This is a genomic window from Streptomyces sp. NPDC047061, from assembly GCF_040643955.1.
Taxonomy (GTDB): Bacteria; Actinomycetota; Actinomycetes; order Streptomycetales; family Streptomycetaceae; genus Streptomyces.
In genome coordinates, this window is record NZ_JBEYVI010000052.1 from 26787 (window position 1) to 52188 (window position 25402).

Here is a 25402-nt window from a genome sequence, read left to right on the forward strand (position 1 = left end):
GGGGGTCTCAGGCCCCGTAGCGCACGACGGACGTAGGTACCACCGTGCGGCGGGGCGGACCTGACGGCGCGTCCGGTGCTCGTTCGATGCGGTCCAGGAGGAGTCGGGCGGCCTGGCGTCCGACTTCTTCCGCGTCGTAGGAGACGACGGTGACGGGTACGCCCAGCATGTCGGCCATCTCGAAGTCGTCGAAGCCGGCGAGCGCGGTGTCGGTGCCCAGGCGACGGACGGCGCGGTAGGCGCCCAGGGTGATGCGGTTGTTGGTGCAGAACAGGGCGGTGGGCGGGTCGTCGCGGTCCAGGACCGCCAGGGCCGCCGTCTCCGCGGTGGGGATGTCGTGCGGCCCCCGGCGGATCCACTCCTCGCGGGGCGTCAGCCCGCTCTCCTCGTGGGCTGCCCAGTAGCCGCGGAAGCGTTCGGCGCCGGTGAACAGGGCGGGAGGGTTGCCGAGGAAGCCGACGGCCCGGTGCCCTTGCGCCAGCAGGTGCGCGGTGGCGTCGCGGGCGCCGCCGAAGTCGTCGACGAGCACGGTGTCGGCTTCCGTGCCGGAGGGGGGCCGGGAGGCGAAGACCACGGGGGTGCCGCCGAGCGAGGCGGGACTGAGGTGGCGGTGTGTGGCGCCGGCCGGGACCACGATGATCCCGTCCACGCGGCGTGCGACCAGGTCCTCCACCAGGTTGCGTTCGCGTGCGACCTGCTCCGCGGTGTTGCCCAGCACCAGCCGGAGCCCGTGTTCCTCGGCGACCTGCTCGGCGCCGAGCGCGAGCCGGGAGTAGAAGGGGTTGCCGAGGTTGGTGACGACGAGGCCGATCATGCCGCTGGGGCGGCGCAGGCGCAGGTTGCGGGCCACTTCGTTGCGGCGGTAGCCCAGTTCCCGTACGGCGGCGAGCACCCGTTGTCTGGTCTCGGGGCTGATCCGCTTGTCGTCCTTCAGCGCCCGCGACACGGTCATGGCGCTGACTCCGACCCGGGCGGCCACGTCGCGCATCGTGGGAGCGGCCGACCCGGACGGTTCGGGGACGCCGGAAGGGGGCACTGCGCTCGCTCTCTCCTGAAGAGGGATGGCCGCGGGCGCCTCGACGGTACGCCCGCGGCCTTTCATCCTACGTGGGGGCCGTGACCGGCCACCGCCGCGGACTGCGGTCGTGCTGCCCACGCGGCCGCGCCGAGCAGGGGTGCGTCGTGGGCCCGTTCGGCGGCGCGGAACCGCAGCCGAACGGCACGCCCGGCGCCCGCGCCGGCCCCACTTCTCAGCGGCCCTTCGATCAGGTCCCAGGAGGCGGCCATCGAGCCGCCGACGACAAGCACGGTCGCCCCGAACCGCGCCAGCCATGGCGCCAGCGCGACCCCCAGAGCCCGAAAGGCATGCTCCAGCGCCGCCCGCGCGTCCCGGTCCCCGCCGCGAGCCAGCTCGGCGATGGCGTGCACGTCGGGAACATCGCCGAGCAGGCCCTGGTCGGCCGGCACCGCCCCGGCGTACGCGGCGCGGATCGCGCGCCGTGACACCGTCTCCTCCAGGGGCCGGCCGTCGTACGACAGCAGATGGGCGCTGCCGTCCGGCGGTACCAGCGGTCCGTCGTTGACGGGCTCACCCCGGTCGAGGAACGCGGAGCCGACGCCGCTGCCCAGCGTGATGCAGACGGCGCGTTCATGACCGGCGGCCGCTCCCACGACGCACTCGCCGATGCCGAAAGCGTCCGCGTCGTTGAGGAAACGCAGGGCGCCGGGCGCCGGGCGCATCCGCCGGGACAGTTCCGCGCGCACGTCCACGCCGTACAGCGCGTCGAACTTGCCGACGTCCTCGAAGAGCGCGATGCCGGACGCGTAGTCGAACGGGCCGGGCACGGCCACGCCCCAGGACGCCCCCGCGGGGGCGTCGATCCGGGCGGCGGTGGCGGCGATGCCGTCGAGGATCTCCTCGGCGGTGCCCTGCGCGGGCAGCGGCCGGCGCACCACCCCGCCGACCGTCTTCCCGCCGCTCAGGTCCACGAGGGCGGCGGTGACGTGGGTGCCGCCGACCTCCAGGACCGGCACGGATGTGGATGCGGTCAGCACGCGATCAGCCCCCTGTCGTGCGGCTTCGGCCAGGCCCGGGTGCAAGGCGCCCGACATGGATTGCGTTATCGATAACACGTCAGTCGATCCGTGCTCAGCGGACCAGGGACTTGACCACGTGCACCGGCCGCCCGCCCAGCGGCCGGAGCCGGTAGGCGCCGACCGCGGCGGGCACGGTCAGTGTCTCGGCGAAGACGAGTTCATGGCTTCGGCCGTCGGCGGTCTCGACGACCACGCCCTCGCCGGAGGAGACGTTCAGGATGTGGAAGCGGCCCTCGGTGTCGTCCTCGGCGGGCCGGGCTCCGTCCGCCGCCGGGTCGATGACCAGGCGCCGGACCTCGTAGAACATCTCCGGCAGGGCGCCGATGACCTCCTCGCGCCAGCCCGGCCCCTCGCGCAGCGTGCGCGGCTCCTGGACCAGGTCGCGGACCACGTCCTCGCCCTGGCGGCCGGTGTCGAGGTTGGCGAAGCCGTGTTCGTAGGGCAGCGGACGGGAGTTGCCCTGCGCGTCCTTGCGCAGCCAGTCGTAGAACCGCAGCGAGTACAGGTACGGCGTGGCGCTGACCTCCAGGACGAGGTTGCCCGCGCCGGAGGCGTGCGGGGTGCCCGCCGGGATCATGTACAGCTGCCCCTCCCGCGAGGGGTGGCTCTGCACGAACCGCTCGACGTCCATCTCCTCGCCCCGCTCGATCGCCGCCTCGACCTGCTTGCGCATCAGGCCGGTGTCGGCGTCCTGCCGGAGACCGAGGTGGATGCGCGCGCCCTCGCCAGTGTTGGCGGTGACGTAGTAGGTCTCGTGCTGGGTGTAGGGCCGGCCGAAGCGGGTCCGCATGTACTCGGCGCGCGGGTGCAGGTGCAGGTGCAGGGAGAGGTTGCCGCCCTCCACCGTGTCCAGGTAGTCGTAGCGGATCGGGAACGAGGTGCCGTACTCGGCATGGACGGCCGCGCCCAGGAACTCCACCGGGTGCAGCACGCACAGCAGCTGGAAGGGCAGCTCGACCTCCGCCGCCGGGCCGTCGCCCACCAGCACGCCCGCCTCCGGCGCGATCAGCTCGTAGCCGAGCGCGGTGTTGCCGTGGCGCGGCTCGAAGCCCAGCTCGCGGACGGCCCACTGGCCGCCCCACGGCGTGGAGTTGAAGTACGGGCGGGAGCGCACCGGGCCCCTGGCGAGCGCCGCGAGCGTGGCACGCATCGTCGCGCCGTCGACGGAGGCGGGGGTCTCCGGGTGCTGCAGGTCGAGCCAGCGGTCGATGCGAGTGGCGATCGCGTCGCGGTGCGCGTCGGTCATCGGCCAGTCCGCGTAGAAGAGGCGGCGCAGGTCGCCCGGCTCACGGTGCCGGCCGAGGTTCACACCGAGCGGCGGCTGCTGGGCGGCGATCGCCGCCTCCGCGTGACGTTTCGGCAGGTCGGCGTACCAGAGGAGGTCGTGCTCGACCAGCGCCGAGCCGGGCCCGTGGACGACGAGCAGCCCCTCGGCGGGCCGCTCGGCCCGCGGCAGCTCGCGGTAGACGTCGGCGAGGGAGTTCTGCGCCAGCGGCAGGTAGTAGGGGTCCGCGGCGGGACCGGCGCTGTCGCCGGTACGGCCGAGGACGGTGTCCCAGTCGGCCTCGTGAGCACGCAGGTCCAGCAGCCGGGCCGGCACCCCGCGGTCGGCGAGGGCGGCGGCCAGCGCCGCGGCGGCACTGTCCCAGTCCAGGGCGGCCGGGCCGTCGAGGGCCAGGACGGCGGGGCCGGCCGGAAGGGTCCTGACGGCGGCATCCCAGCCACGGGCGACGGCGCCCCCGACCGTCGGGTAGCGGGGGTTGCGTTCATAGAGACGGGTCACGTCATGCTCCAAGGACCGGCGTGCGTCTTGCCCACGACTTGCTCACGAGTGCGTTAACGATAACACTGGGCCTCGTCACGCCCGCGAGTCAAGGGCCCGGCGCCCTCCGACACCGGCACCTGTCCCGACGCCGGCGGGACTACGCTGGGGGGATGACGACCGGCATGCTGTCGGAGCCCGTGCGCTTCAGCACGATCGGACTGCCCGAGGCGCAGCGTGTCGCGCTGTGGGAGAACCACAACGCGAGCGCGTTGATCGGCCTGCGCTGCCGGTCGCTCGATGACGAGGCGCTCGAGGCCACGGAGATCAACCTTCAGCTCCCCCGGGTGCATGTGGCCCGGGTGACGGGCAACCCCCACGTCGTCGAACGTACCCGCGCGGTCGTGCGGCGGCTGCCGTCCGAGGCCATCGCCTGCTACCTGACGCTGGTGGGAGAGGCGTTCTTCTACCACGACGCCGGCGTACAGGTCGTCCGGCCGGGGCAGTTGATCGTGTGCGACGCGGACCGGCCCTTCATGCGCGGCTTCTCCCAGGGCCTGGAGGAGCTGGCCGTCAAGGTGCCGCGGCAGGTGTGGCGGGAGGTCGCCGGGCCGGAGCCGCTGACCCGCCCCCGGGTCTTCGACTTCGGCACCGGCGACCTCCAGGCCCGGACGCTGGCGCGGCTGGCCGGCCGCGCCGTGCACCCCGAGACGTCCCGGCCGGTCGACGAGGACACCCTGCTGGACCTGCTCGCCGGCGTGGTGACCGGCCGACCGGCCGCGCTCTCCGCGGTCCATCTGGCGATGGCCAAGGCCTATGCCGAGGACCACCTGAGCGACAGCGGGCTCACCGCGGCCCGGATCGCCAGGGGCATCGGGATCAGCGAGCGGCATCTGTCACGGGTGTTCGCGGCGGGCGGTACGACGGTCCCGCAGTACCTGCTGGCCCGCCGGCTGGAGGGAGCGCGGGCGCTGCTGGCCGGGGGCGGGAACCCGACCGTCGCCGAGGTGGCCGCGCGCTGCGGCTTCGGTTCGCCCGCCCGCTTCTCGCACCGGTTCAAGGAGCGGTACGGGGTGCGCGCCACCGATGTGCTGCGGGAGGCCCGGGCCGACAGCTGAGCCGGACCCGCCGCCACCCGCCCAGGACGCGGGTCAGGCGCCGTCCGGGGCGAGCACGATGTCGAACCCGGCCCGGGACCAGGCGCGCCCAGACAGGTCCCGCCCGTCCGGTGTCGGGGTGTCCGGCAGCTGCCGCCGGAACTCCTTGACCAGGGAGTCCTTCACACCGAACACCGCGTCGTGGTCCAGGAGTTCGTCGCCCCGCACGAAGATGTGCGTGACCAGGGTGCGCAGGCCGGGTGCGCTGACCATGAAGTGCAGATGCGAGGCGCGCATCGGCGAACGCCCGGTCGCCGCCAGCAGCTCGCCCACCGGTCCGTCGTGCGGGATCGGGTACGGCGTCGGGGTCAGGGCCCAGAAGCGGTAGCCGCCGTCCGCCCCGGTGAACAGGTGCGCACGGGCTGCCGTACGGTCGTCGCCGTACTGCGTGTCGTAGAAGCCGTCCTCGTCGGCCTCCCACACCTCGATGCGCGCGCCGGGGACGGGCTTGCCGGTGCTGTCGGTGACGGTGCCCGCCACCCAGCAGGGTTCACCGGCGGCGCCGAACGCGAGGTCCCCGCCGTCGGCGATCTCCGGGCTGTCCTCGACGAAGAAGGGCCCGAAGACGGTGGCCTCGGTGGCGTCGCCGTACGCCTGGTTGTTGACGGCGACGGTCTGCATGGAGGCGCCGAGCACGTCCGAGAGGAGGATGAACTCCTGGCGCCGGTCGTCGGTGATGTGCCCGGTCCGGGTGAGGAAGTCGATCCCCTTGCTCCACTCGTCCTCCGTCAGCCGCACCTCCCGGACGAACGCGTGCAGATGGCGTACCAGGGACTCCATGACCTCCTTGAGACGGGGATCGGTGCAGTCGCCGAACGAGTCGAGCACCTGGCGGGTGATCTCGGCCTCCCGCGCCTGCTGCTCGGCGGGGACGGCGGCCCGGGTCTCGCTGGTCATGGCCGTGCTCCTTCCCAGGCGGCACGCACCAGCCGGAGGACCGGTCCGAGCGTGACGGCCCGCGGGTTGTCGGGCGGTGCGGCGGCGACGATCGCCTCCGCCGCCGGGGTGATGCCGTCCTCGGGCATACCGAGGTCGCGCAGGGCGCGCGGTGGGTCCAACTCGTCGTACATGAGGGCCAGTCCGGCGGTCGCCGTCGGCGCGTCGAAGGCCGCCGCGAGGCGCTGCTCGGCCTCGGGGGCGTGCGGTGCGTTGAAGGCGAGGACGTGCGGGAGGACGACGGCGTGGGTCTGGGCGTGCGGCAGGTCGAACATGCCGCCGAGGACGTGGCAGATCTTGTGGTGCAGCCCCGAGCCGGCGGACGCGAAGGCGGTCGCGGAGAGGTAGGCGCCGTACAGCGCGCGCTCCCGGCCGTCCAGCCCCTCCGGTTCCTTGACGATCAGCGGCAGCCCGGTGCGCAGGGCCCGGACGCCCTCGGCCGCGAGGGCCTGGTCGATCGGGTCGGTGCGCGGCGCCCACATCGAGTCGACGCAGTGCGCGAGGGCGTTGAGCCCGGAGGCCACGCTCATGCCGACCGGCAGGGACAGGGTCAGCGCGGCGTCGTAGACGACGGCACGGGGCAGGACCCGCGGGTCGGTGCCGGTGGTCTTGCGGGCGTCCTCGGTCAGGCCCCAGACCGCGGTGGCCTCGGAGCCGGCGTAGGTGGTCGGCACCGCGACCACCGGGATCCCGGAGGTCAGCGCGACCGCCTTGGCGAGGCCGGTCGTCGAGCCGCCGCCGACGGCGACCAGGACGTCCACGTCGTGGTCCGTCGCCGCCGCGCGGGCCCGCTCGGCCACCGCGACCGGGACGTGCATGACGACATCGCTGTCCCGGTCGTGCCAGTGCGCGACGGGCAGCCCGGCCGCGATCTCGCGGGCGACGGCCCGCGCGGCCGGGTCGGCGATCACCATCGGCCGCAGGCCGCCGAGGAGTCCGACTTCGGCGGCCAGGTTCGCGGCCGCCGCACCGGAGGCGAACCGGACGCGCTGCGGCAGGTTCTCATGGTCGAAACGCACCGGCTCAGGCCCTTCCCAGTACGGCGGTCAGGGCGTCGCGCAGCCGGCCCGCCGGGTCGTCCGGCAGGGTCGTCGCACGCCAGGCGATGTGCTTGTCGGGGCGGACCAGCAGCACCCCGCCCTCCTCGACCCCGCGCAACTTGGCCCAGTCGTAGTAGAGGTCGGTGACCTCGCGCCCCGGGCCGATGACGACCGTGGCCAGCGGCACCCCGAGCTCCTGCCCGACCTTCTCGGCCGCGGCCTCCCACGCCTCGCCCGCGATGCCGGTGAGGAGCGTCCAGCGGTCGTACGGCGCCAGGTCCATCAGCGCCTTGCGGTGCGCGCTGTCCCCGACCCAGGCGTGCGGCAGGTGCGCGCCGGGCACCGTGGACATCTCGTAGTAGAGGTCGGGGTCACGCTCGGACACGGGCGGCGCGCTGCCGTCGGGGACGATCGCCGACGAGGTGTAGAACTGGCCGAGTTCGACGCCGTGCGCGTTGAACTCGTAGTTCTTCAGGTCCATCGCCCGCACCAGCGCGGCCCGTTTGGCGGCGCCCTCGGGGGTGTTGGCCTTGCGCTCCTCGATCGCGGCCGTCATCTCGGCCTCCGTCGTGGCGTCGAGGACACCGAGGGCCTTGAAGATGTCGACGAACTCCCGGCTCGACCTGTTGGCCCGCTTCACGATCCGCTCGGCGACCGGCGCCCGCTCGGCGGAGTAGGTGTCGAGCAGCGCGGGATCCGCCTGGCCCTTGAGGACGGCGGCCAGCTTCCACACGAGGTTGTAGGCGTCCTGCACCGAGGTGTTGGAGCCGAGGCCGTTGCTCGGCGGGTGCCGGTGGACGGCGTCGCCGGCGCAGAACACCCGGCCGCTGTGCAGGCGGGTGGCGTACATCTCGTTGTTGCCCCACAGGCTGGTGCCGGTGATCTCGACGTCGAGGTCCGGCATGCCGAGGAGGTTGCGGACGATCTGGACCGCCGCCGCGTCGTCGACCTGCGGGGGCTCCTCGTTGATGTCGTAGCCCCACACGATCAGCCACTCGTTCCAGGGACGGACCATCCGGACGAGTCCCGCGCCGATCCCGCCGACGTTCGATCCGGGCTGGATCACCCAGTACAGGACGGAGGGCCGGTGGGAGACGTAGCGGCTGATGTCGGCCTTGAACGTGATGTTCATCGAGCCGGCGATGTCCATCGCCCCCTCGAAGGGCAGCCCGATGTCGGCGGCGACCATGGAGCGGGCACCGTCGGCGCCGATCAGGTACTTGGCGCGGATCAGGTACGCCTTCCCGGTCAGCCGGTCGAGGACGTCGACGGTGACGCCCTCGGCGTCCTGCGTGTGGGAGAGGTACTCGGTGGAGAAGCGCACCTGGGTGCCGCGCCGGGCGGCGTTCCGGACGAGAATCGGCTCCAGGTAGGTCTGCGGGATGTCGACGGTGAGACAGGGCGAGGCGAGCCGGTAGTCCGCCTCGCGGTCCGGGCGGGTGCCCCAGGTGTGGATCCGGCCGATCTCCTCCCCGGCGATGCTGGTGCAGAACACCGTGTCGCCGACGAGGTCGTGGTCCGTGGCGTCGGCGAGCACCTGGTCCTCGATGCCGAGATCGCGGAAGACCTCCATGGCGCGCTGGTTCGTGATGTGGGCGCGAGGGGTGTTCGCCGTCCAGCGGTACTTGGTGATCATGATGTTGTCCACGCCGAGCGTGGAGAGCGCCAGGGCCGCCGCGGCGCCCGCCGGTCCGGATCCCACGACCACGACGTCCGTGACCATGACCGGACCGGCCGGGAGTTCGGTCTCCGCGGTCCCGTCGTTGAATTCCGGCATCCTGGGCACCTTTCGTCCGTCCGGCGTCGTCGCCGGTGGCTTCACTGTGCGCCCGGCGACCCCCGGTGGCGGCGGTCGCACGCGTTCTCGGCGGAAACCGCAAGACATGGCGGATCCGGGTACGGCTTCGACGGCGACGACCGTGTACACCTACGAGTCGAAGTACTTCAACGGTGGGGACGAGACGTGTATCGAGTAACGGCCGGGCCGATCCTGTGCGTCATCGACTGGGACCCGTCCCGTCCGAATCAGCTGACGACTCTGGCCGTCGGCAGCGACCGGACCGACATCGCGGAGCGGAAAGCGGCCACCGCGCTGGCGGACGCACCAGGACTCACGTCCTGGCTGGGTCTGCCGGTGACCGCGCGGCAGAGCCTCGTCCGCGCATGCCGACCGATCCCGACCCTGGGCATGTACTGCGTGATCGATGACGAGCAGGCGGTGGAAGGAGGCGACTTCCTGCGCTGCGCCGTCGAGGACACCGTGGCGCAGTTCCTGCACCGCTTTCGCGGATGGAGCGAGCTGCACATCGCCCTCGCACAACCCTCGGAAGGTCTTGAGGAAGCGGTAGCGGCGCCCCTTCGGGCCGAGGGCACCGATCCCCGTTTCGTGCAGAACGAGGTCTTTCCCGGGCTGCGCCGTCTGGCTCGGCTGAGCGCTCTGGTCTGCCGGGAGACGGAGTACAGGGTGGACATCCCCGAGGACGAAGACCTCCTGGAGATCTACGACACCTACGCGGTGGGTTCCCTGTCCTCGGCCGCAGAGCCCTGGTGAGAAACAACTGCACTCGTGAGGCGGTGGCCCGCTCACCTGTCGGCGGCGTGGACCCGGAGGCCGAGGGCGGTGATCAGGCGGCCTCCTGCACCGTGATCACGTCGCCCACCCGGACCGTCCCCGCTTCCAGCACGTCCAGGTACACGCCGAGGCACGAGAGCCGGCCGAGGTCGAACACGGGGATGCGGTGGTCCCGGGCGACCGCGCGCATGATGCCCGGGTCCGGCGGCAGCTCGTCGTGGCCGAGGGTGGGGACCACGCAGCGGGGTGTGGGCACCACGACCCGGAACAGCGCCTCGCCCACGCGCAGGCGTGATCCCGGCCAGGCGTCCTCGGGGAAACCCGGCCCTTCGTCGGTGTCCGCCACCAGGTTCGGCCGGAACCGGCGCGCGTCGAAGTCCCCGGCGGGATACACGGTCCGCATCCGGTGCAGGGAGGCGGTGGTGACGAGATGGACCTGGCCGAAGTCGAAGAACGTGCCGGAGGCGACCCCGCCCGTCGTGATGCTCGCGCCCGTGGCGTCGACGGAAGCGGTCTCCCGCACGACGTCCGGAACACCGCCCTCGTAGTCCGGCACGGCCCGCTCCAGCCTGCTGTGCTCCGGTACGACGGCCGACACGAACACCTGGCGGCCCAGCAACTTGGACAGCTGCATGTCGAGGTCCGGGTCCTCCACCGACAGGGCCGTGCCGTCCGGCAGCACGACCCGGACCGCGCCTGAGTCGTCCAGCCGGCTCCGGCAGCGCAGCAACTCGCCCCATTTGCGGGGGTGTTTGGCGCTGCCCACGGCACCCGTCCCGTCGAGTACGGCGTACCCCCGGTCACCGGCGAATCCGCGTTCCGTGACGGCCACGGCGATCACGGCCTCACCCAGCATGGACTTCACCGGATACCGGTACAACGCTGCCACAGTCCCCATGGATCGATTATGGCCGTCGGGGGGAGGAGAGAGCGGCTCCTCCTAGAACCGCTGTCCCGTGCTCTCCGGGTCGGCCTCGCAGACCGGGAACGCTCCTGCTGAGCGCCTCGTCGATTTCGCTACAAGTTCCGAAATTATTCGTGATGGCTCGGCCACGCCCGTGCAACACGGCGTTCGTAGCTTCGCAGTCAGCGATAACGCTGCTTTCCCGCGAAATCCAGGAGCCCCCGAATGTCCCTCCCCTCCAGACGCGGTGCCCTGAAGCTGACCGCCGGCCTGGCGCTGCTCGGCGCCGGCGCACTCACCGGCTGCGGCCGTGGCGACGCGACCACGGCCGCGAAGTCCTCCGCCGCGCCCGTCGACGACTCTCCGGCCACCGGCACCCTGAACATCTGGGCCGCCCAGGGCGATGCGGACGTCCTGGACAAGGTGATCAAGCCGTTCAAGGCGGCGAACCCGAAGCTCACGGTGAAGTTCACGCTGATCCCGAACGCCGAGTACTACACGAAGCTCCAGTCGGCGATCGCCGCGGGCAAGGGACCGGACGTCGCCCAGTTCTTCCCGGAGTCGCAGGCCCAGTTCCTCGACCCGTCGATCCTGCGGGCCGTGCCGGACGACCTGGTCAACCCCAAGTCCTTCTTCACCAGCCTGTGGGACGCCGGTGTGGTCGAGGACGTCGCCTACACGGTCCCCTGGTACGCGTACACGTACGCGCTGGTCTACCGCTCCGACCTCGCCAAGAAGGCAGGTGTCACGGCGCCGACGACCTGGGCGGGGATGGTGCCCTTCCTCAAGGCGCTCCAGGGCGCCGGGGCGGCGCACGGGCTGGGGGCGGACATCGGCTGGGACATCTTCAACGGCCAGGACGTCGCCATGTACGCCTGGCAGGCGGGCGGCTCGCTGCTCTCCGGCGGGAAGTGGACACTCGACACCCCGGCCATGGCCGACGCCCTCACGTACAACGCGTCGTTCTTCACCTCCAAGGTCGCCGACACCGGCGGACCGACCTTCCTGGACGCACAGCCGTACTTCGTGTCCGGCAGGACGGCCATGATGATCACCGGACCGTGGGTCGTCGGGCAGCTCGACACCGCGGCGAAGAAGACCGGCTGGACTGCCGCCCATGTCGCCACCGCGCCGCTGCCGGCGGGGTCGTCGGGCAGTGTGTCCTTCTCAGCGGGCGGCAGCTGGGGCGTGCTCGCCGACGCGGGCAACGCCGACGCGTCGTGGAAGTTCGTCCGGTATCTGGCGAAGCCCGGCACCCAGGTCGCGCAGTACAAGGCGTACAGCTCGCTGCCTGCGGTCGTCTCCGCCTGGGACGACTCGGCGATCAAGGGACAGCCGCTGCTGGACGCCTTCCTGACCCAGCTGAAGAACACCCGGGCGTTCCCGCAGGTGTCCACCTGGCAGCAGGTCGCCACCCGGCTGGGCAAGGAGATGGAGGCCGTGGCCAAGGGCACCGAGAGCGCGGCGAAGGCGGCGGCGAACGTCCAGGCGTACGCCGAGAGCCTCGGCACGGGAGCGCGGTGAGGACCCGCCGGACGGCCGTCGGCTGGCTGTTCCTCGCGCCGTTCACGCTGGTCTTCCTGGTCTACACGGCCGTACCCACCGTCGCCGCGCTCGGCTTCAGCCTCACCGATCTGCGCGGCTCGGACCTGCGGCATCCGCTCGCGGTGGACTTCACCGGCCTGGAGAACTACGTCCGGCTGTTCCAGGACGACAGCTTCGTGCGGGACATCCTCAACACCGCGCTGTTCGTGGCCGTCGGGGTGCCGCTGACCATGGCGGTGGGGTTCGTGCTGGCCCTGGCGCTGAACTCCGGCATCCGGCGGCTGCGCGGCGCCTTCCGCACGGTCTTCTTCGCACCGGTCGTCACCAACGTCGTCGCGGTCGCCCTGATCTGGCGGTACGCCTTCAACGAGAACGGCACGGTCAACAGTGTGCTGTCCGCCGTCGGCCTGGCCGGGCCGAACTGGCTGGACGACACCCATCTGGCCATGCCCGTGGTCATCGCGCTCGGCGTCTGGCGCAACTTCGGCACCGCGATGGTGCTGTTCCTCGCCGGGCTCCAGGCGATCCCGGGGGACGTGTACGAGGCGGCGGCCCTCGACGGGGCGGGCCGGTGGCGGCAGCTCCGGCACATCACCCTGCCGATGCTGATGCCCACCACGCTGATGGTGTCGGTCCTGCTGACCGTCTTCTACCTGCAAGTGTTCGACGAGCCCTACCTGCTCACCGACGGCGGCCCGCTCGGTTCCACCGAGTCGGTGGCGCTGTACACCTACCACCAGTTCGGCGTGGGCCAGTTGGGCATGTCGTCGGCCGCGTCCTTCGTGATGCTGGTCATGGTGGCCCTGGTGAGTGTCGTCCAGTTCCGACTGCTGAGGCCCCGCTCATGACCGCCGTAGCCGCGTACCAGAACACCGACACCGAACGCACCGACACCGAACCCACCTCCGCCGACCGGACCGCCGTTCGGCGCCGGTCCCTCTCCCAGCCCCTGCTGTACGGGGCGCTGGTGCTGTGCGCGCTGCTCACGCTGCTGCCGTTCGTCTGGGTGGCCGGCGGCTCGCTGCGCAGTCTCGACGAGATCCGCTCCGACCCCGGCGCCTGGCTTCCGCACCACTTCACTCTCGACAACTTCGTCCGGCTGTTCCGCACCCAGGGCTTCGGCCGGTTCCTGGTGAACAGCGTCGTCGTGGCGGTGATGGTGGTCGTCGGGAACCTCGTGGCCGCGTCGGCCGCCGGATACGCCCTCGCCAAGCTGGAGTTCGCGGGGAAGCGGCTCGCGTTCGGCGCGGTCATGGGGGCCATGATGGTGCCGTTCACCACGGTCTTCGTCACCCAGTTCGTGATCACCGTCGACCTGGGGCTCGCGGACACCCTGACCGGCATCGCGCTGCCCGCCGTGGCGCTGCCGCTGTCGGTGTTCATCATGCGCCAGTACGCGCTGTCGGTCCCCGACGAGCTGCTGGAGGCCGCCCGGATCGACGGGGCGGGCGAGTTCCGGATCTTCTTCCGGATCTTCCTGCCGCTGGCCGGTCCCGCGGTCGCGACGATCACGATCATGTCGTTCCTCACCTCGTGGAACAACTTCATCTGGCCGCTCGTCGTCGCCCAGAGCATGTCCACGTACACCCTCCCGGTGGGTCTCGCCGCCACCAGCCAGGCCGCGGCGCACGTCACCGACTACGGTCTGATGCTGGCCGGTGCGATCGTGGTGATGCTGCCGGTGCTGGTGCTCTTCCTGTGCCTCCAGCGGTACTTCGTGCAGGGCATCGCGGGAACGGGGATGCGGTGACGGTGATCACGACGGACACGGTGCGGGCCCCGGCGGGCGCGGTCGTCGGCCACCGGGCGGGCCGGGTCCGGCGCTTCCTCGGCATCCCGTACGCCGAAGCACCCGTCGGCGCCCGACGGTTCGCGGCGCCGGTGCCGCGCGGCCGGTTCACCGAGCCGTACGACGCGTCCCGGCACGGCGCGACCGCGCAGGCGGTGCCGCTGTCGGCGACGACCACGATCCCGGAGCCGTCCGTGCCGGGCGACGACGTGCTGAACCTGAGCGTGGTCGCCCCGGTCGACGCCGAACACTGCCCGGTCCTGGTGTGGATCCACGGCGGCGGCTTCCTCGCGGGGAGTCCGGCGAGCCCCTGGTACGACGGGCGCTCCTTCGCCCGGGACGGGGTCGTCACCGTGACGGTCGGATACCGGCTGGGCGTGGACGGGTTCGCGCCGCTCGACGGCGTACCGGCCAATCTCGGGCTGCGCGACATGCTGCTCGCTCTCGACTGGGTGCGGGAGAACATCGCCGCGTTCGGCGGTGACCCGGACCGGGTCACCCTCGCCGGGCAGTCGGCCGGAGGCGCGGCGGTGCTGGCGCTGCTGGCGTCACCGGCCGCCCGGGGCCGCTTCCAGCGGGCGGTGAGCATCTCCGGCGGCTTCTTCGAGGCGGGAAGGGACACCGCCTACGGCTTCCTGGAACGGCTCGGGGCGCGGCTCGGCGTACCGCCGACGCGGGAGGGATTCAGCGGCGTCGGCGTGGCACGACTGCAGCAGGCGGTAAGGGATGTGAGAGGTGGGGAGGTGCTGGTGCTCGGGCCGGTCACGGGTGACGGCATCCTGCCGGTGTCCCCCGCCGAAGGGCTCGCCGGTCACGGGCTCGACGTACCGCTGCTGCTGGGGGCGACCGGCGACGAGTTCGACGGCGGAGTGAGAGCGGACGCGGCAGCGGACGCGGCAGCGGACGCGGCAGCGCGGTCCGCCCGCGCGGCCGGCACCCGGGTCACCGACACCCTCTTCCGGGCCGCCTGCCCGCGCGCGGCACGCCTGAGGCGGAAGGCCACCGCCGGGACCTGGCTGTACTCCTTCGAGTGGCCCTCCCCCGCCACCGGCGGCGCCACCCACTGCGTCGACATCCCGTTCTTCTACGACGTCCTCGACGCACCGGGCGTCCGGGCGGCCCTGGGCCCGCGCCCGCCCCAGGAGCTGGCCGGGTCGATGCACGCGGATCTCGTCGGGTTCGTGCGCGGACGACGGCCGTCCTGGGCGCCGGCGACCGGCGAACCCGGCGACACGGCACGCGAGTACGGCCGTCCCGGCGCCGCGCCCGCCGCCGACGTCACGGGCGGGTACGACCCCGTGGTCCCGGCAGCGGCGGAGCCGTGCTGATGGCGGGCATGAACCAGAGCGCGGTACGCCGGGTCAACACCTCTGTGATTCTGCGGGCGTTGGCGGTGTCGGCCGGGCCGACGACGCTCACCGCCCTCGCCGAGCGGACGACCCTGTCACGGCGCACCATAGAGCTGATCCTCGACTCCCTCCTGACGGCCGGCTGGGTGGCCGAACTCGACCGGGTACCCGCCCGGGGCTGCGCAGGCCGGCCCGCCCGGCGCTACGAACTGCGGGCCGAGCACGCCCTGCTGGCCGCCGCGCAGATCACCACGGAGACCGTGTCCGCGGTCGTCGCGGACGTGCGCGGCCGTATCGTCGGCCGGGCGCACCGCCCGCTGCGCTCCTACCCGGACCCGCGGACCTCGCTCGACGACGTGGCGACGCTGGTGCGGGAAGCGCTGGCGGACGCGGGCGGGTCGGTCGAGCGGCTGCGGGCCGGTGCGCTCGCGAGCGGTGGCGCGATCGACGACGACGGCGTGGTGCGGCGGCTCGTGCACACGACCCGGTGGGAGGGCGTGGATCTGCCCGCGGAACTCACCCGCCGGATCCGGGTGCCCTGGTTCGCGGACAACGACACCAACCTCGGTGCCCTGGGGGAGCGTTGGCGCGGCGTGGCCGGTGACCACGACAACGTCGTCTGGGCGATGCTCGGCAACCGGGCCGGCCTCGGCATCCTGATCCGGGGAGCGGTGCACCGGGGGCTCGACGGAGCGGCGGGCGAGATCATCGAGGCGGTGCCGATGCGCACGGACTCGGTCGAGGACCGGCCGGTCGCCTGGCTCACCTCGCCGGAGCCGGAGCGCCGGGCCGTCGCGCTCGGCCGCGTCGAGGCCGCCCGGGCGGGCGAGGCGGGCGCGCTCGCCGAGGTCGACGAGTTCGTGGCGCACATCGCCGCGATCCTCACCACCCTGTCCTGGACGGTCGCCCCCTCCCTGATCGTGCTGGGCGGCGGTCTGGAGGACGCGTCCGACGTGCTGCTGCCCCGGGTGCGCGAGGCGTTGCGCGCCGCCCGCACCCCCGCGGTCGAGCTGCGGGCCACCGGCCTGGGCCGCGACGCCGCCCTCGTCGGCGCCGTGAAGCTGGCACTCGACCGCATGGACACCCAGTTGTTCGGACCTCCCGTACCGAGCCTCTGTCCCCCTGCGTCACCGATCCTTTGGAGCTTTCCGTGCCCCACACCCCCCACACCCATGTCCTGATCGTGGGCAGCGGCATCATGGGCGCCGTCGTGGCCCGGCGACTGCGCGCGTCCGATCCGGCGCTGCGGATCACGATGGTCGAAGCCGGCACCGCGATCGGCGACACCCCCGGCAGACACCTGCACGATCTCGACGATCCCCTCCTTTGGGCCCGCTACAACGAACAAGTCGCCACCGGCATCCAGGGCATGTACACGGGCGCCGAGGTGGTGCGCGAGGTCCCCGGCGACCTCGCCGGCCTGCCGCCCGGCATGTACCACGCGCTCGCCTTCGGGGAGGACACCGAGGCGATGCCCCAGGCCGCGCTCGCGTGGAACGCGGGAGGCATGGGCGTGCACTGGACGGCCGCGACCCCCTGGCCGGCCGGGCACGAGGTGTTCGACTCCGGGGACCCGGCCGCCTGGGCGACGGACCTCGACACCGCCCGCCGGCTCCTCGCGGTCGCACCCGCCGCGATCGGTCCGACGGGGGTCGGGCAACTGGTCCTCGACATCCTGCGCCGCCGCTACGACGGCATCGGACCGGCCGACCGACGCCCGCAGCCGATGCCCATGGCCGTCACGCCGACGACCGCCGGCCCCATGCCGCGCACAGCCCCGGCGACGGTCTTCCCGCCGCTCGCGACGGCCACGGACCCGGCCTTCACCCTGGTCACCGGCACACTCGTCACCAGGCTCCGGGTCGTGCACGGCCGGGTCGCGGGCGCCCGGCTGCGCCGGGTCGCCGACGGCTTCGAGTCGGACCTGGACGCGGACACCGTCGTGGTGTGCGCCGACGCGCTGCGCACTCCGCAACTGCTCTTCGCCTCGGGCATCCGCCCCGACGCGCTGGGCCGCCGCCTCAACGAACACGCCTTCGTGACCGCCCGCGCGCTGCTCGACCTCGACCGGTTCGGCATCGGCCTCGACGCACTGCCGCTGCCGCGCCCCGGCGAGTTCAGCACCGACTCCCTGTGGCTGCCGCACAACGGCGCCGCGCAGCCGTTCCACGGCCAGATCATGAACCGCACGTACCTGGACGAGGCGGGCCGCCCGCTCGCCCACTCGGTCGGCATCTCGCTGTACGTCCCGGTCGAGTCGCGTCCGGAGAACCGGCTGGTGTTCTCGGAGTCGGACACGGACCTCGCCGGGATGCCCCGGATCGGCGTCGAGTTCACCCACTCCGCCGCCGACCGGGCGCTGATCCGCCGGGCGCAGGACGAAGTCCGCTCGCTGGCCGAGGAGTTCGGCCCCTTCGACCCCGCGACCGAGAGCGCCCTGCTGCCGCCCGGCTCCTCACTGCATCTGACCGGCACCGTCCGCTCCGGCCCCGCCGACGACGGCACCAGCGTGTGCGACCCGGACGGCAGGGTGTGGGGCCACGACAACCTGTACCTCGCCGGCAACGGCGTGATCCCCACGGCGATGGCCGCGAACGTCACCCTGACGGGCGCCGTGACCGCCATCCGGGCCGCCCGCGCCGTCACCGCACACACCGCGGGCCGGCGGGATCCCGCGCTGACCACCACCCCTCGACAGAAGGTCTGACCATGATCGACATTCCCAGGGAGTTCCGCGTCTCGCTGCCCGCGTGGATCGACGACGAGCTGGCCGACGTGCCCGCGGTCGTCCCCGACCGGGCGGACCGGATGCGGCTCGCGCACCGGCTGGCCGACCGCAACTGGCGCGAGGGCGACGGCGGTCCGTTCGCCGCGCTGGTCGCCGAGCAGGACACCGGCCGGATCGTCTCGGTGGGCGTGAACGTCGTCCTCGCCTCCGGTATCTCCAGCGCCCATGCCTAGGTCGTCGCCCTCGGGCTCGCACAGCAGGCGACCGGCGGCTGGGACCTGGGCGGCCACGGGGTGCCGGCCCACGAACTCGTCGTCAACTGGCGTCCGTGCGTCCAGTGTTACGGCGCCACCCTGTGGTCCGGGGTGCGCGGTCTCGTGGTCGCGGGACAGGGCCCGGAACTGGAGGAGATCACCACCTTCGACGAGGGCCCGCTCGGCGCGGACTGGGCCGAGCAGTTCGAGGCCCGCGGCATCAAGGTCGTACGGGACGTGCTCCGCGACGAGGCACTGACCGTGTTCCGCGCCTACCGGGAAGCCGTCGACGCGGACGAGGTCGCCGTCTACAACGCCCGAGGAGGCTCCGAGTGACACCGCGCTTCGCCACCGACGTCATCACCTTCTACCACCCCGACTTCTGGGGCCTCGACTCCGACGACGCCGTGCGCGACCGGGCCCTCGCCGACCCCGTGGCCTTCTGGGAGCGGGTGATGGACGCGATGGCCGAATCCGGCGTGACCGGCCTCGAGTTGACCTTTGCGCCCGGTGACATCGGTTCGGTGCTGCGGGCGTTCGGCAGCGCGTCGGCGTTCCGGCGCGAACTGACCTCCCGGGGCCTGTCGTTGGTGAGCACCTTCATCGCCGACAGCGACGCCCCCAGCTGGCAGGACGCCGGCAGCCTCCCGGCGATCGTGGCCGACGCGGAGCGCCGCGCGGCCTTCCTCGCCGAGGCCGGAGCCGACCTCCTCGTCGCCGGGCTGCCCATGCGCCGGACGTTCGGGACCCGCCCGCCTCTCTTCGTCGACGCCGCCTACATGAACCGGATGGCCGGCGTCGCCCACGCCGTCGGCGAGGCCGTCGCCCGGCACGGCGTGCGTCTCGCCCTGCACACCGAGTCGAACAGCACCCTCTGGTACGAGCGCGACATCGACCTCTTCATGGCCCTCACCGACCCGCAGTACGTCTGGCTGTGCCCCGACTCCTGCCACATCGCCCTCGGCGGCGGCGACCCGGTGGCCGTCGCCCGCCGCCACGCGCCGCGCATCGCCCTGGCGCACTGGAAGGACGCGGTCGGACCGATCGACACCCACCTCACCATCGACGAGACCGTGTACGCCCGGCAGCAGCCGTACATGACGGAACTGGGCCAGGGCATCGTGGACTGGCCCGGCTGGGCGGCAGCCATGTCCCGAACCCCCGGCGCCGGCACGGTCCTCGTCGAACTCGACATGGCGCCCGACCCGGTCACGGCGCTCCGGGCCGGAACGGCCGTGGCGCGGGCGTCACTGGACAGGGCCGCGTGAACCCCCGGGCCGGACGGCGATCGTCGGGTGCCACGGCTCTCTGCCTGGGTCGCTGACCAACGTGGCAGGGGTTCGTGTCCCGGGGATCGCTTCTCGGCTTCCCGGCGATCACCGGGCCGCCGACCGGACGTGTGGTTCCCGGGTCACCCGGTGAGCAGGAGCAGCGGTGCCGGTTGTCCGGGCTGCCAGTCCGGGGGTATGGCGGCGAGGGCGTCGGCGAGGGCCGCGCCGTGCAGGAAGGCGGGGCGGTGGCCGCCGACCAGGTGAGCGGTGGCTCCGTCCCAGGTGACCGGGATCAGCCGGGTGCGGCCGGGCGCGGTGCGGATGTCGCCGGTGACCGGGATGCGGGGCAGGGCGGGCAGCGGGCGACCGGTGAGGCCGGCCAGGAGCGGGGCGAGCAGGGTGTGGGCGGCGACCAGGGCGGCGTACGGGTTGCCGGGCAGCCCCACGACCCAGTGGCCGTCGGGGAGCCGGGCCAGGAGCTGGGGGTGTCCGGGACGGCAGGCGACGGCGTCGACCGCCCACCGGGCGTCCGCGTCGGCGAGCAGGAGCCGCAGCTGGTCGGTGGCGCCGACGGAGGTGGAGCCGGTCACCACGGTCACGTCCGCGTCGTAGGACGGCAGGGTGTGGACGGCGGTGGCCAGGGAGCCGGTGGGCCGGTCCGGTACGTGGTGGACGTCGGCGGTCTCGCCGCCCATCGCCTGGACGAGGGGCGGGAGGAGCGGGCCGAGGGCGTCGCGTACCCGGCCGGGGGCGGGGCGGCCGGTGTGGGTGAGTTCGTCGCCGGTGACCAGGATGCGGACGCGGGGCCGGGGCCGTACCGGCAGGGTGTCGTGACCGCAGGCCGCGGCCAGCCCGAGGAGGGCGGGGCCGATGCGGGTGCCCGCCTGGGCCAGGGGCGAACCGGCGGGGGCGTCCTCACCGGCGCGGATCGATCTGGCCAGCGGCAACCCCGATCCGGAGCTGCTCCCCGACGCGCTGCGGGCGCTCCGGGGCGGCGGGTACCGGCCCGCGCTGTACGGCGCGCCGTCGGTCGACCGGGACCTCGCCGCCTGGACCCGGGCGCAGTTCGCACCGGACCTCTCCGCGGACGGTTTCCCGGTTCTGGTCACACACGGCGCTGTCGACGCCACGGAGCGGCTGCTGAACGCCTACCTCACCCGGGGCGACGCGGTCGCGGTGGAGGACCCGTGCTTCCTGGCCAGCATCGGCACCCTGCGGCTGAACGGTCTGCGCACCGTCGCGGTCCCGGTCGGCAGGGAAGGAATGCGCCCCCAGGCCCTGCGGGCGGCGCTGGAGAGCGGGGTACGGGCGGTGGTGTGCACGCCGCGGGCCCACAACCCGACCGGTGTGAGCATCACCCGCGAGCGCGCCGCGGAGCTCGCGTCGGTCCTCGCGGCGTATCCCCAGGTCCTGGTCATCGAGGACGACCACTTCTGGGCGGTCTCCAGCGCGCCGTACCACCGGATCACGCCGCCCCAGGTCTCGCGGTGGGCGCTGGTGCGCTCGGTCTCGAAGTTCCTCGGGCCGGATCTTCGGCTCGCGCTCGTCGCGACGGACGAGGAGAGCGCCCAGCGCCTGCAGACGCGGCTGAACACCGGGACGACGTGGGTGAGCCGGCTGCTGCAGCACACCGTGTACCGGCTGCTGAGTGATCCACAGGTACACGAGCTGACGGCCCGCGCGCGCGACGCCTACGCCGAGCGCGCCTCACTGCTGCTGGCCGAGCTCGCCGAGCGGGGTATCGGCCGTCCGTCCGGCTACCGGCCGGACGGCCTGAACGTCTGGGTGCCGCTGGGCACGGAGGGCCGTCCGGTCGCCGACGCACTGGCGCGGCGTGGGTGGGCGGTCCAGCCCGGCCACCTCTTCGCCGCCGGGGCCGGCGGCAGCCAGGAGATCAGGGTGACCACCGCCACGCTCACCATGCAGCAGGCACGCGAGTTCACCGACGACCTCGCCGCCGTTCTCCACGCCCGCCCGGCCTGATCCGCCCCGGCCAGGAGCCGGCGGTATCAGCCACCACGACAATCCGCTCCCCCCACCCGCAGAGACAGCGACAGAGACAGAGAGGCCGGCAAAGCCATGCGCACACACATAGTCGTCCACGAGGCGTTCGAAGCCCCGGGGGCCCTCGAGGACTGGGCCAGATCCCGGGGCCACGACCTCAGCTTCTCCCGGGTCCACGAGGGCGACGCGCTGCCCACGTCCGGCCAGGACATCGACCTGCTGATCGTGATGGGCGGCCCCCAGCAGCCCACCACGACCGTCGAGGAGTGCCCGCACTTCGACGCGGCCGCGGAGACGGCCCTCATCTCCTCCTGCATCGAGACGGACCGGGCCGTCATCGGCATCTGCCTCGGTGCCCAGCTCGTCGGGGAGTCCCTCGGCGCCGCCTGGGCGCCCAGCCCGCACACGGAGATCGGCTCCTTCCCCGTCACGCTCACCGACGCCGGACGAGCCCACCCCTTCCTCACCGGCTTCGGGGACTCCTTCCACACCGGCCACTGGCACAACGACATGCCGGGCCTCACCGACGATGCGACCGTGCTCGCCACCAGCGCCGGATGCCCCCGCCAGATCATCGCCTACAGCCGCTACGTGTACGCCTTCCAGTGCCACATGGAGTTCACCCCGGACTGCATCGAAGCCCTGATCGAGCACGACGGGAAGGAACTGGCCGCACTCGCCGACCGCCCCTACGTCCAGCAGCCCGACCAGCTGCGCGCCAACGACTACACCGGGATGAACGCCAGGCTCACGACGTTCCTCGACCGGCTCACCGCGGACTACACCACCCGTTGACGGTGCGACCGCCCGGGCCACGGACATGCCGGGGCGCCGAGCGGGTCGGACACCCGTGGCCTGCCGAGCTACTCGCTCACCGCCGCCGCTGGTCGGCGCGCAGCTCGAAGTCGCCGTAGCTGTTGTCGACCGGGTTGACGGTGACGCCGGGTGCGACGATCTCGTCGATGGCGTCGAGCACGTCGGCCGACAGCGTGACGTCGGCGGCGGGCAGGAACGCCTCCAGCTGTTCCATGGTGCGGGGCCCGATGATCGCCGAGGTGACGCCGGGGTGGTTGACGACGAAGGCGACGGCGAGCTCGATGAGCGTGAGACCGGCCTTCTTCGCCAGGACCGCGAGTTGTTCGACGGCGTCGAGCTTGCGCCGGTTGGCGGGGGTGCTCATGTCGAAGCGGGCCTGGGGACGGGCCGCGGAGGCGGGCCCCTCGGTGGCGTGCTTGCGGTAGCGGCCGGAGAGCCAGCCTCCGGAGAGCGGGCTGTACGTGAGGGTGCCCATGCCGTGGCGGCGCGCGGTGGGAAGCACGTCCTCCTCGATGCCGCGGACCAGGATCGAGTACGGCGGCTGCTCGGTCACGAACCGCTCCAGGTTCCGCTCGCGCGAGACCCACTGGGCCTCCACGATCTGGGAGCCGGAGTAGGACGAGGAGCCGAGGTAACGGACCTTGCCCTGGCGGACGAGGTCGGAGAGCGCGCCGATGGTCTCCGAGACGTCGGTGTCGGGGCTGGGGCGGTGGACCTGGTAGAGGTCGATGTGGTCGGTGCCGAGCCGCCGCAGGGAGTTCTCGACCTCACGGATGATCCAACGCCGTGAGCCGCCCCGCTGGTTGGGGTCGTCCGGGTCCATCGGCATGAAGAACTTGGTCGCCAGGAACACGTCCTCGCGGCGGTCCTTGAGCGCCTTGCCGACGATCTCCTCCGAGACACCGGCGGAGTACACGTCGGCGGTGTCGACGAAGTTGATGCCCGCGTCGAGGGCGCGGTGGATGATCCGGATCGAGTCGGCCTCGTCCTCGTTGCCCCAGGGGCCGAACATCATCGCGCCCAGGCAGAGCGGACTGACCTGGACGCCGGTGCGCCCGAGCGGTCGGTACTGCATGAAACGGTTCTCCTAGATCGTGTGGGGTGGATCGTGCGGTGGTCAGTCGTTCACGGTGGAGACGGCGGTGCCGGAACTCGCCCAGCTGGCGAGCAGGCCCAGGGCCTCCCGCTCCCGGGAGTCCGGTTCCGGGCTGTAGAAGTTGAGGCGCAGGCCGGGATCGGCCGGCAGGTCCATCGCCTCGTAGGGCAGCGCGAGATCACCGACCAGCGGATGGTGAAGGTGCTTGACGCCGGAGCGGTGGAACTTCACGTCATGGCGGGCCCACCGGCGGGCGAAGTCGTCACTCTTGGTCGTGAGCTCTCCGATCAGATCGGTGAGCAGCTTGTCGTGGGGTGCCCGCCCCGTCTCGGTGCGCAGGAAGGCGACCGCGTCGTTGGCGCCCTTGTCCCAGTCCGTCCAGAACTCCTGGCTGGCCGGGTCGAGGAACATGAAGCGTGCGGTGTTGACCGGACCGCGCCGGGCGAACAGCGGCGAGTCGAAGACGGGTGCGTACAGCGCCCGGCCCAGCGTGTTGGCGGCCAGGACGTCGAAGCGCGCGTTGCGCACGTACGCCGGCACGTCGGTCATCGAGTCGAGCAGCCGCAGGATCGTGGGCCGTACCCGGGACGCGGTCACCGTGGGCCGCCTGCCCGACGGCGTCGCCGTGCGGGCGAGGTCGTAGAGGTGGGTGCGTTCGGCCTCGTCCAGCTGGAGGGCCTGCGCGAGGGCGTCGAGCACCGAGTCCGAGGCGCCGGTGAGGTTCCCGCGCTCGAGCCGGATGTAGTAGTCCACGCTCATGCCCGCCAGCAGGGCGACCTCCTCACGGCGGAGGCCGGCGACCCGACGGTTCCCGCCGTAGACCGGCAGCCCGGCCTGCTCCGGGGTGATCCGGGCCCGCCGGGTGCTCAGGAACTCGCGGACCTCGGCAGCCAGGGTCTTCCTGTCGGTGTCAGCCATGCTCGGGCCCCGGAGCTTCTGCGGTGGCAGCGAGGGCGGACATGCGGTGGCTCCTTCTGATCGTCGGCGTGAATCCGGTGCCGGTCTCCTGACGACAGCGCCGTTCTCCTCACCGTAGATCCGTCGGCGAAGGCCTGCGAGGTACTGCCATTACCTGGAAGAGCAGTGACTCCCACCCGCGGCCCGAGGCGCGGTTCTCTGGAAAAGACCGAGGTCCCGGTCGTGGGCGGCCGGGCCACCCGTACCGAAAGGTCCCTGTGATGCAGACCCTCACCCTGAACAACGGCGTCGAGATGCCGGCCCTCGGACTCGGCGTCTTCCAGACCCCGCCGGACGAGACCCGGGCCGCCGTCACGGCCGCGCTCGACCTCGGCTACCGGCACATCGACACCGCCGCCGCGTACGGCAACGAACGCGAGGTCGGCCGGGCCGTCCGCGAGTCCGCCGTACCCCGCGAGGAGATCTTCGTCGAGACGAAGATCTGGATCAGCGACTACGGGTACGACGAGACCCTGCACGGCTTCGACAAGAGCGCCGCCAAGCTGGGCGTCGACCGCATCGACCTGCTCATCCTGCACCAGGCCCTGCCGTCGGACTTCGACCGGACCCTCGCCGCCTACCGCGCCCTGGAGAAGCTCCTGGCGGACGGCAAGGTCCGGGCCATCGGTGTCAGCAACTTCATGGTCGACCACCTGACCGCGCTGCTCGACGCCACCACCGTCGTCCCCGCCGTCAACCAGCTGGAGATCCACCCCTACTTCCAGCAGCGCGCCGTCCTCGACTTCGACGACGAGCACGGCATCGTCAACCAGGCGTGGTCCCCCATCGGCGGCATCACCTTCTACCCGGGGTACGGCGAGAACCGCAGGAGTGTCCTGGCCGATCCCGTCGTCACCGGCATCGCCGAGGCGCACGGCAAGAGCCCCGCCCAGGTGCTGCTCCGCTGGGGCCTGCAGCACGGCCGCTCCGTGATCCCCAAGTCGACCAGGCGCCACCGCATCGCCGAGAACATCGACGTCTTCGACTTCGAGCTGACCGCGGACGAGCTGAAGGCCCTCGACACGCTGGAGACCGGCCACCGCGGCGGCCCCGAACCGGAGAACGTCACCCTCGCGGCCTACGGCCGCGCCATCCCCGAAGCCTGACGTCACCTCGTAGAAGCCC

General features: G+C 72.5%; 22 protein-coding genes and 1 pseudogene. 13 read left to right on the plus strand and 10 right to left on the minus strand.

Translation table 11 applies throughout. The features are described from left to right. Window positions 1–7: 7 nt before the first annotated feature. From ABZ887_RS44470 to ABZ887_RS44480, 3 genes are all read right to left on the minus strand, one after another. Window positions 8–988 (minus strand): LacI family DNA-binding transcriptional regulator, encoded by a 981-nt coding sequence (locus tag ABZ887_RS44470; protein ID WP_361303896.1) that lies wholly within the window; start codon window positions 986–988, stop codon window positions 8–10. A gap of 110 nt (window positions 989–1098) precedes the next feature. Continuing rightward, window positions 1099–2055: an ROK family protein gene (locus ABZ887_RS44475; protein WP_361303899.1), complete on the minus strand. Its 957-nt coding sequence runs from the start codon at window positions 2053–2055 to the stop codon at window positions 1099–1101. Window positions 2056–2149: 94 nt separating this feature from the next. Further along, window positions 2150–3880 (minus strand): hypothetical protein, encoded by a 1731-nt coding sequence (locus ABZ887_RS44480; RefSeq protein ID WP_361303902.1) that lies wholly within the window; start codon window positions 3878–3880, stop codon window positions 2150–2152. Between the two features lie 152 nt (window positions 3881–4032). Here ABZ887_RS44480 and ABZ887_RS44485 point away from each other — a divergent pair, with 152 nt between their 5' ends. Further along, on the plus strand, window positions 4033–4977 hold the full coding sequence (locus tag ABZ887_RS44485) for an AraC family transcriptional regulator (RefSeq protein WP_361303905.1): 945 nt from the start codon (window positions 4033–4035) through the stop codon (window positions 4975–4977). Between the two features lie 33 nt (window positions 4978–5010). Here the strand turns inward: ABZ887_RS44485 and ABZ887_RS44490 are convergent, their stop codons facing one another. From ABZ887_RS44490 to ABZ887_RS44500, 3 genes are read right to left on the minus strand one after another with little or no spacing between them, the layout of a single operon-like run. Next, a complete protein-coding gene (locus tag ABZ887_RS44490) occupies window positions 5011–5913 on the minus strand; it encodes an intradiol ring-cleavage dioxygenase (protein WP_361303908.1) in 903 nt (300 codons plus the stop codon). Further along, on the minus strand, window positions 5910–6971 hold the full coding sequence (locus tag ABZ887_RS44495; protein ID WP_361303911.1) for a maleylacetate reductase: 1062 nt from the start codon (window positions 6969–6971) through the stop codon (window positions 5910–5912). Before ABZ887_RS44495 ends, ABZ887_RS44490 begins: the two co-directional genes overlap by 4 nt. A gap of 4 nt (window positions 6972–6975) precedes the next feature. Beyond that, window positions 6976–8769, minus strand: coding sequence for an FAD-dependent monooxygenase (locus tag ABZ887_RS44500; RefSeq protein WP_361303914.1), 1794 nt, complete (start codon window positions 8767–8769; stop codon window positions 6976–6978). A 186-nt stretch (window positions 8770–8955) separates the two neighbouring features. Here ABZ887_RS44500 and ABZ887_RS44505 point away from each other — a divergent pair, with 186 nt between their 5' ends. Next, window positions 8956–9543 (plus strand): hypothetical protein, encoded by a 588-nt coding sequence (locus ABZ887_RS44505; RefSeq protein WP_361303917.1) that lies wholly within the window; start codon window positions 8956–8958, stop codon window positions 9541–9543. A 73-nt stretch (window positions 9544–9616) separates the two neighbouring features. Here ABZ887_RS44505 and ABZ887_RS44510 read toward each other — a convergent pair whose 3' ends face one another. Further along, window positions 9617–10462, minus strand: coding sequence for an MOSC N-terminal beta barrel domain-containing protein (locus tag ABZ887_RS44510; protein ID WP_361303920.1), 846 nt, complete (start codon window positions 10460–10462; stop codon window positions 9617–9619). 231 nt (window positions 10463–10693) lie between these two features. Between ABZ887_RS44510 and ABZ887_RS44515 the strand changes: the two genes are divergently transcribed. From ABZ887_RS44515 to ABZ887_RS44550, 8 genes and pseudogenes are all read left to right on the plus strand, one after another. Beyond that, entirely contained in the window at window positions 10694–11992 is a 1299-nt protein-coding gene (locus ABZ887_RS44515) for an extracellular solute-binding protein (protein ID WP_361303923.1), read from the plus strand. Beyond that, the gene (locus tag ABZ887_RS44520) at window positions 11989–12861 is read left to right on the plus strand and encodes a sugar ABC transporter permease (RefSeq protein ID WP_361303926.1); all 873 of its coding nucleotides are present in this window, start codon (window positions 11989–11991) and stop codon (window positions 12859–12861) included. The genes ABZ887_RS44515 and ABZ887_RS44520 overlap by 4 nt, the downstream gene beginning before the upstream one ends. Further along, complete coding sequence (locus ABZ887_RS44525; RefSeq protein ID WP_361303929.1) at window positions 12858–13763, plus strand: carbohydrate ABC transporter permease; 906 nt, start codon at window positions 12858–12860, stop codon at window positions 13761–13763. Before ABZ887_RS44520 ends, ABZ887_RS44525 begins: the two co-directional genes overlap by 4 nt. 2 nt (window positions 13764–13765) lie before the next feature. Next, entirely contained in the window at window positions 13766–15130 is a 1365-nt protein-coding gene (locus ABZ887_RS44530) for a carboxylesterase family protein (RefSeq protein WP_361303932.1), read from the plus strand. Window positions 15131–15138: 8 nt separating this feature from the next. After that, a complete protein-coding gene (locus ABZ887_RS44535; RefSeq protein ID WP_361304006.1) occupies window positions 15139–16332 on the plus strand; it encodes an ROK family protein in 1194 nt (397 codons plus the stop codon). Beyond that, on the plus strand, window positions 16302–17858 hold the full coding sequence (locus tag ABZ887_RS44540) for a GMC oxidoreductase (RefSeq protein ID WP_361303934.1): 1557 nt from the start codon (window positions 16302–16304) through the stop codon (window positions 17856–17858). The genes ABZ887_RS44535 and ABZ887_RS44540 overlap by 31 nt, the downstream gene beginning before the upstream one ends. Before the next feature lie 2 nt (window positions 17859–17860). Continuing rightward, a pseudogene (locus ABZ887_RS44545) lies at window positions 17861–18469 on the plus strand (nucleoside deaminase). After that, entirely contained in the window at window positions 18466–19401 is a 936-nt protein-coding gene (locus ABZ887_RS44550) for a sugar phosphate isomerase/epimerase (protein ID WP_361303937.1), read from the plus strand. The pseudogene ABZ887_RS44545 and the gene ABZ887_RS44550 overlap by 4 nt, the downstream one beginning before the upstream one ends. 143 nt (window positions 19402–19544) lie before the next feature. Here ABZ887_RS44550 and ABZ887_RS44555 read toward each other — a convergent pair whose 3' ends face one another. Next, window positions 19545–20351 carry a molybdopterin-binding protein gene (locus tag ABZ887_RS44555; RefSeq protein ID WP_361303940.1) on the minus strand — a complete coding sequence of 269 codons (807 nt, stop codon included), beginning with the start codon at window positions 20349–20351 and terminating at the stop codon, window positions 19545–19547. Between ABZ887_RS44555 and ABZ887_RS44560 the strand changes: the two genes are divergently transcribed. Continuing rightward, window positions 20275–21387, plus strand: a complete 1113-nt coding sequence (locus tag ABZ887_RS44560) for an aminotransferase class I/II-fold pyridoxal phosphate-dependent enzyme (RefSeq protein ID WP_361303943.1) — start codon at window positions 20275–20277, stop codon at window positions 21385–21387. The two genes, ABZ887_RS44555 and ABZ887_RS44560, sit on opposite strands and share 77 nt — an antisense overlap. A gap of 96 nt (window positions 21388–21483) precedes the next feature. Continuing rightward, window positions 21484–22203, plus strand: a complete 720-nt coding sequence (locus ABZ887_RS44565) for a hypothetical protein (RefSeq protein ID WP_361303946.1) — start codon at window positions 21484–21486, stop codon at window positions 22201–22203. Between the two features lie 76 nt (window positions 22204–22279). Here ABZ887_RS44565 and ABZ887_RS44570 read toward each other — a convergent pair whose 3' ends face one another. Beyond that, window positions 22280–23299, minus strand: coding sequence for an aldo/keto reductase (locus ABZ887_RS44570; RefSeq protein ID WP_361303949.1), 1020 nt, complete (start codon window positions 23297–23299; stop codon window positions 22280–22282). Window positions 23300–23341: 42 nt separating this feature from the next. Beyond that, window positions 23342–24238, minus strand: coding sequence for a helix-turn-helix transcriptional regulator (locus ABZ887_RS44575; protein ID WP_361303952.1), 897 nt, complete (start codon window positions 24236–24238; stop codon window positions 23342–23344). A 260-nt stretch (window positions 24239–24498) separates the two neighbouring features. Between ABZ887_RS44575 and ABZ887_RS44580 the strand changes: the two genes are divergently transcribed. Continuing rightward, the gene (locus tag ABZ887_RS44580; protein WP_361303955.1) at window positions 24499–25383 is read left to right on the plus strand and encodes an aldo/keto reductase; all 885 of its coding nucleotides are present in this window, start codon (window positions 24499–24501) and stop codon (window positions 25381–25383) included. Window positions 25384–25402 lie beyond the last annotated feature (19 nt).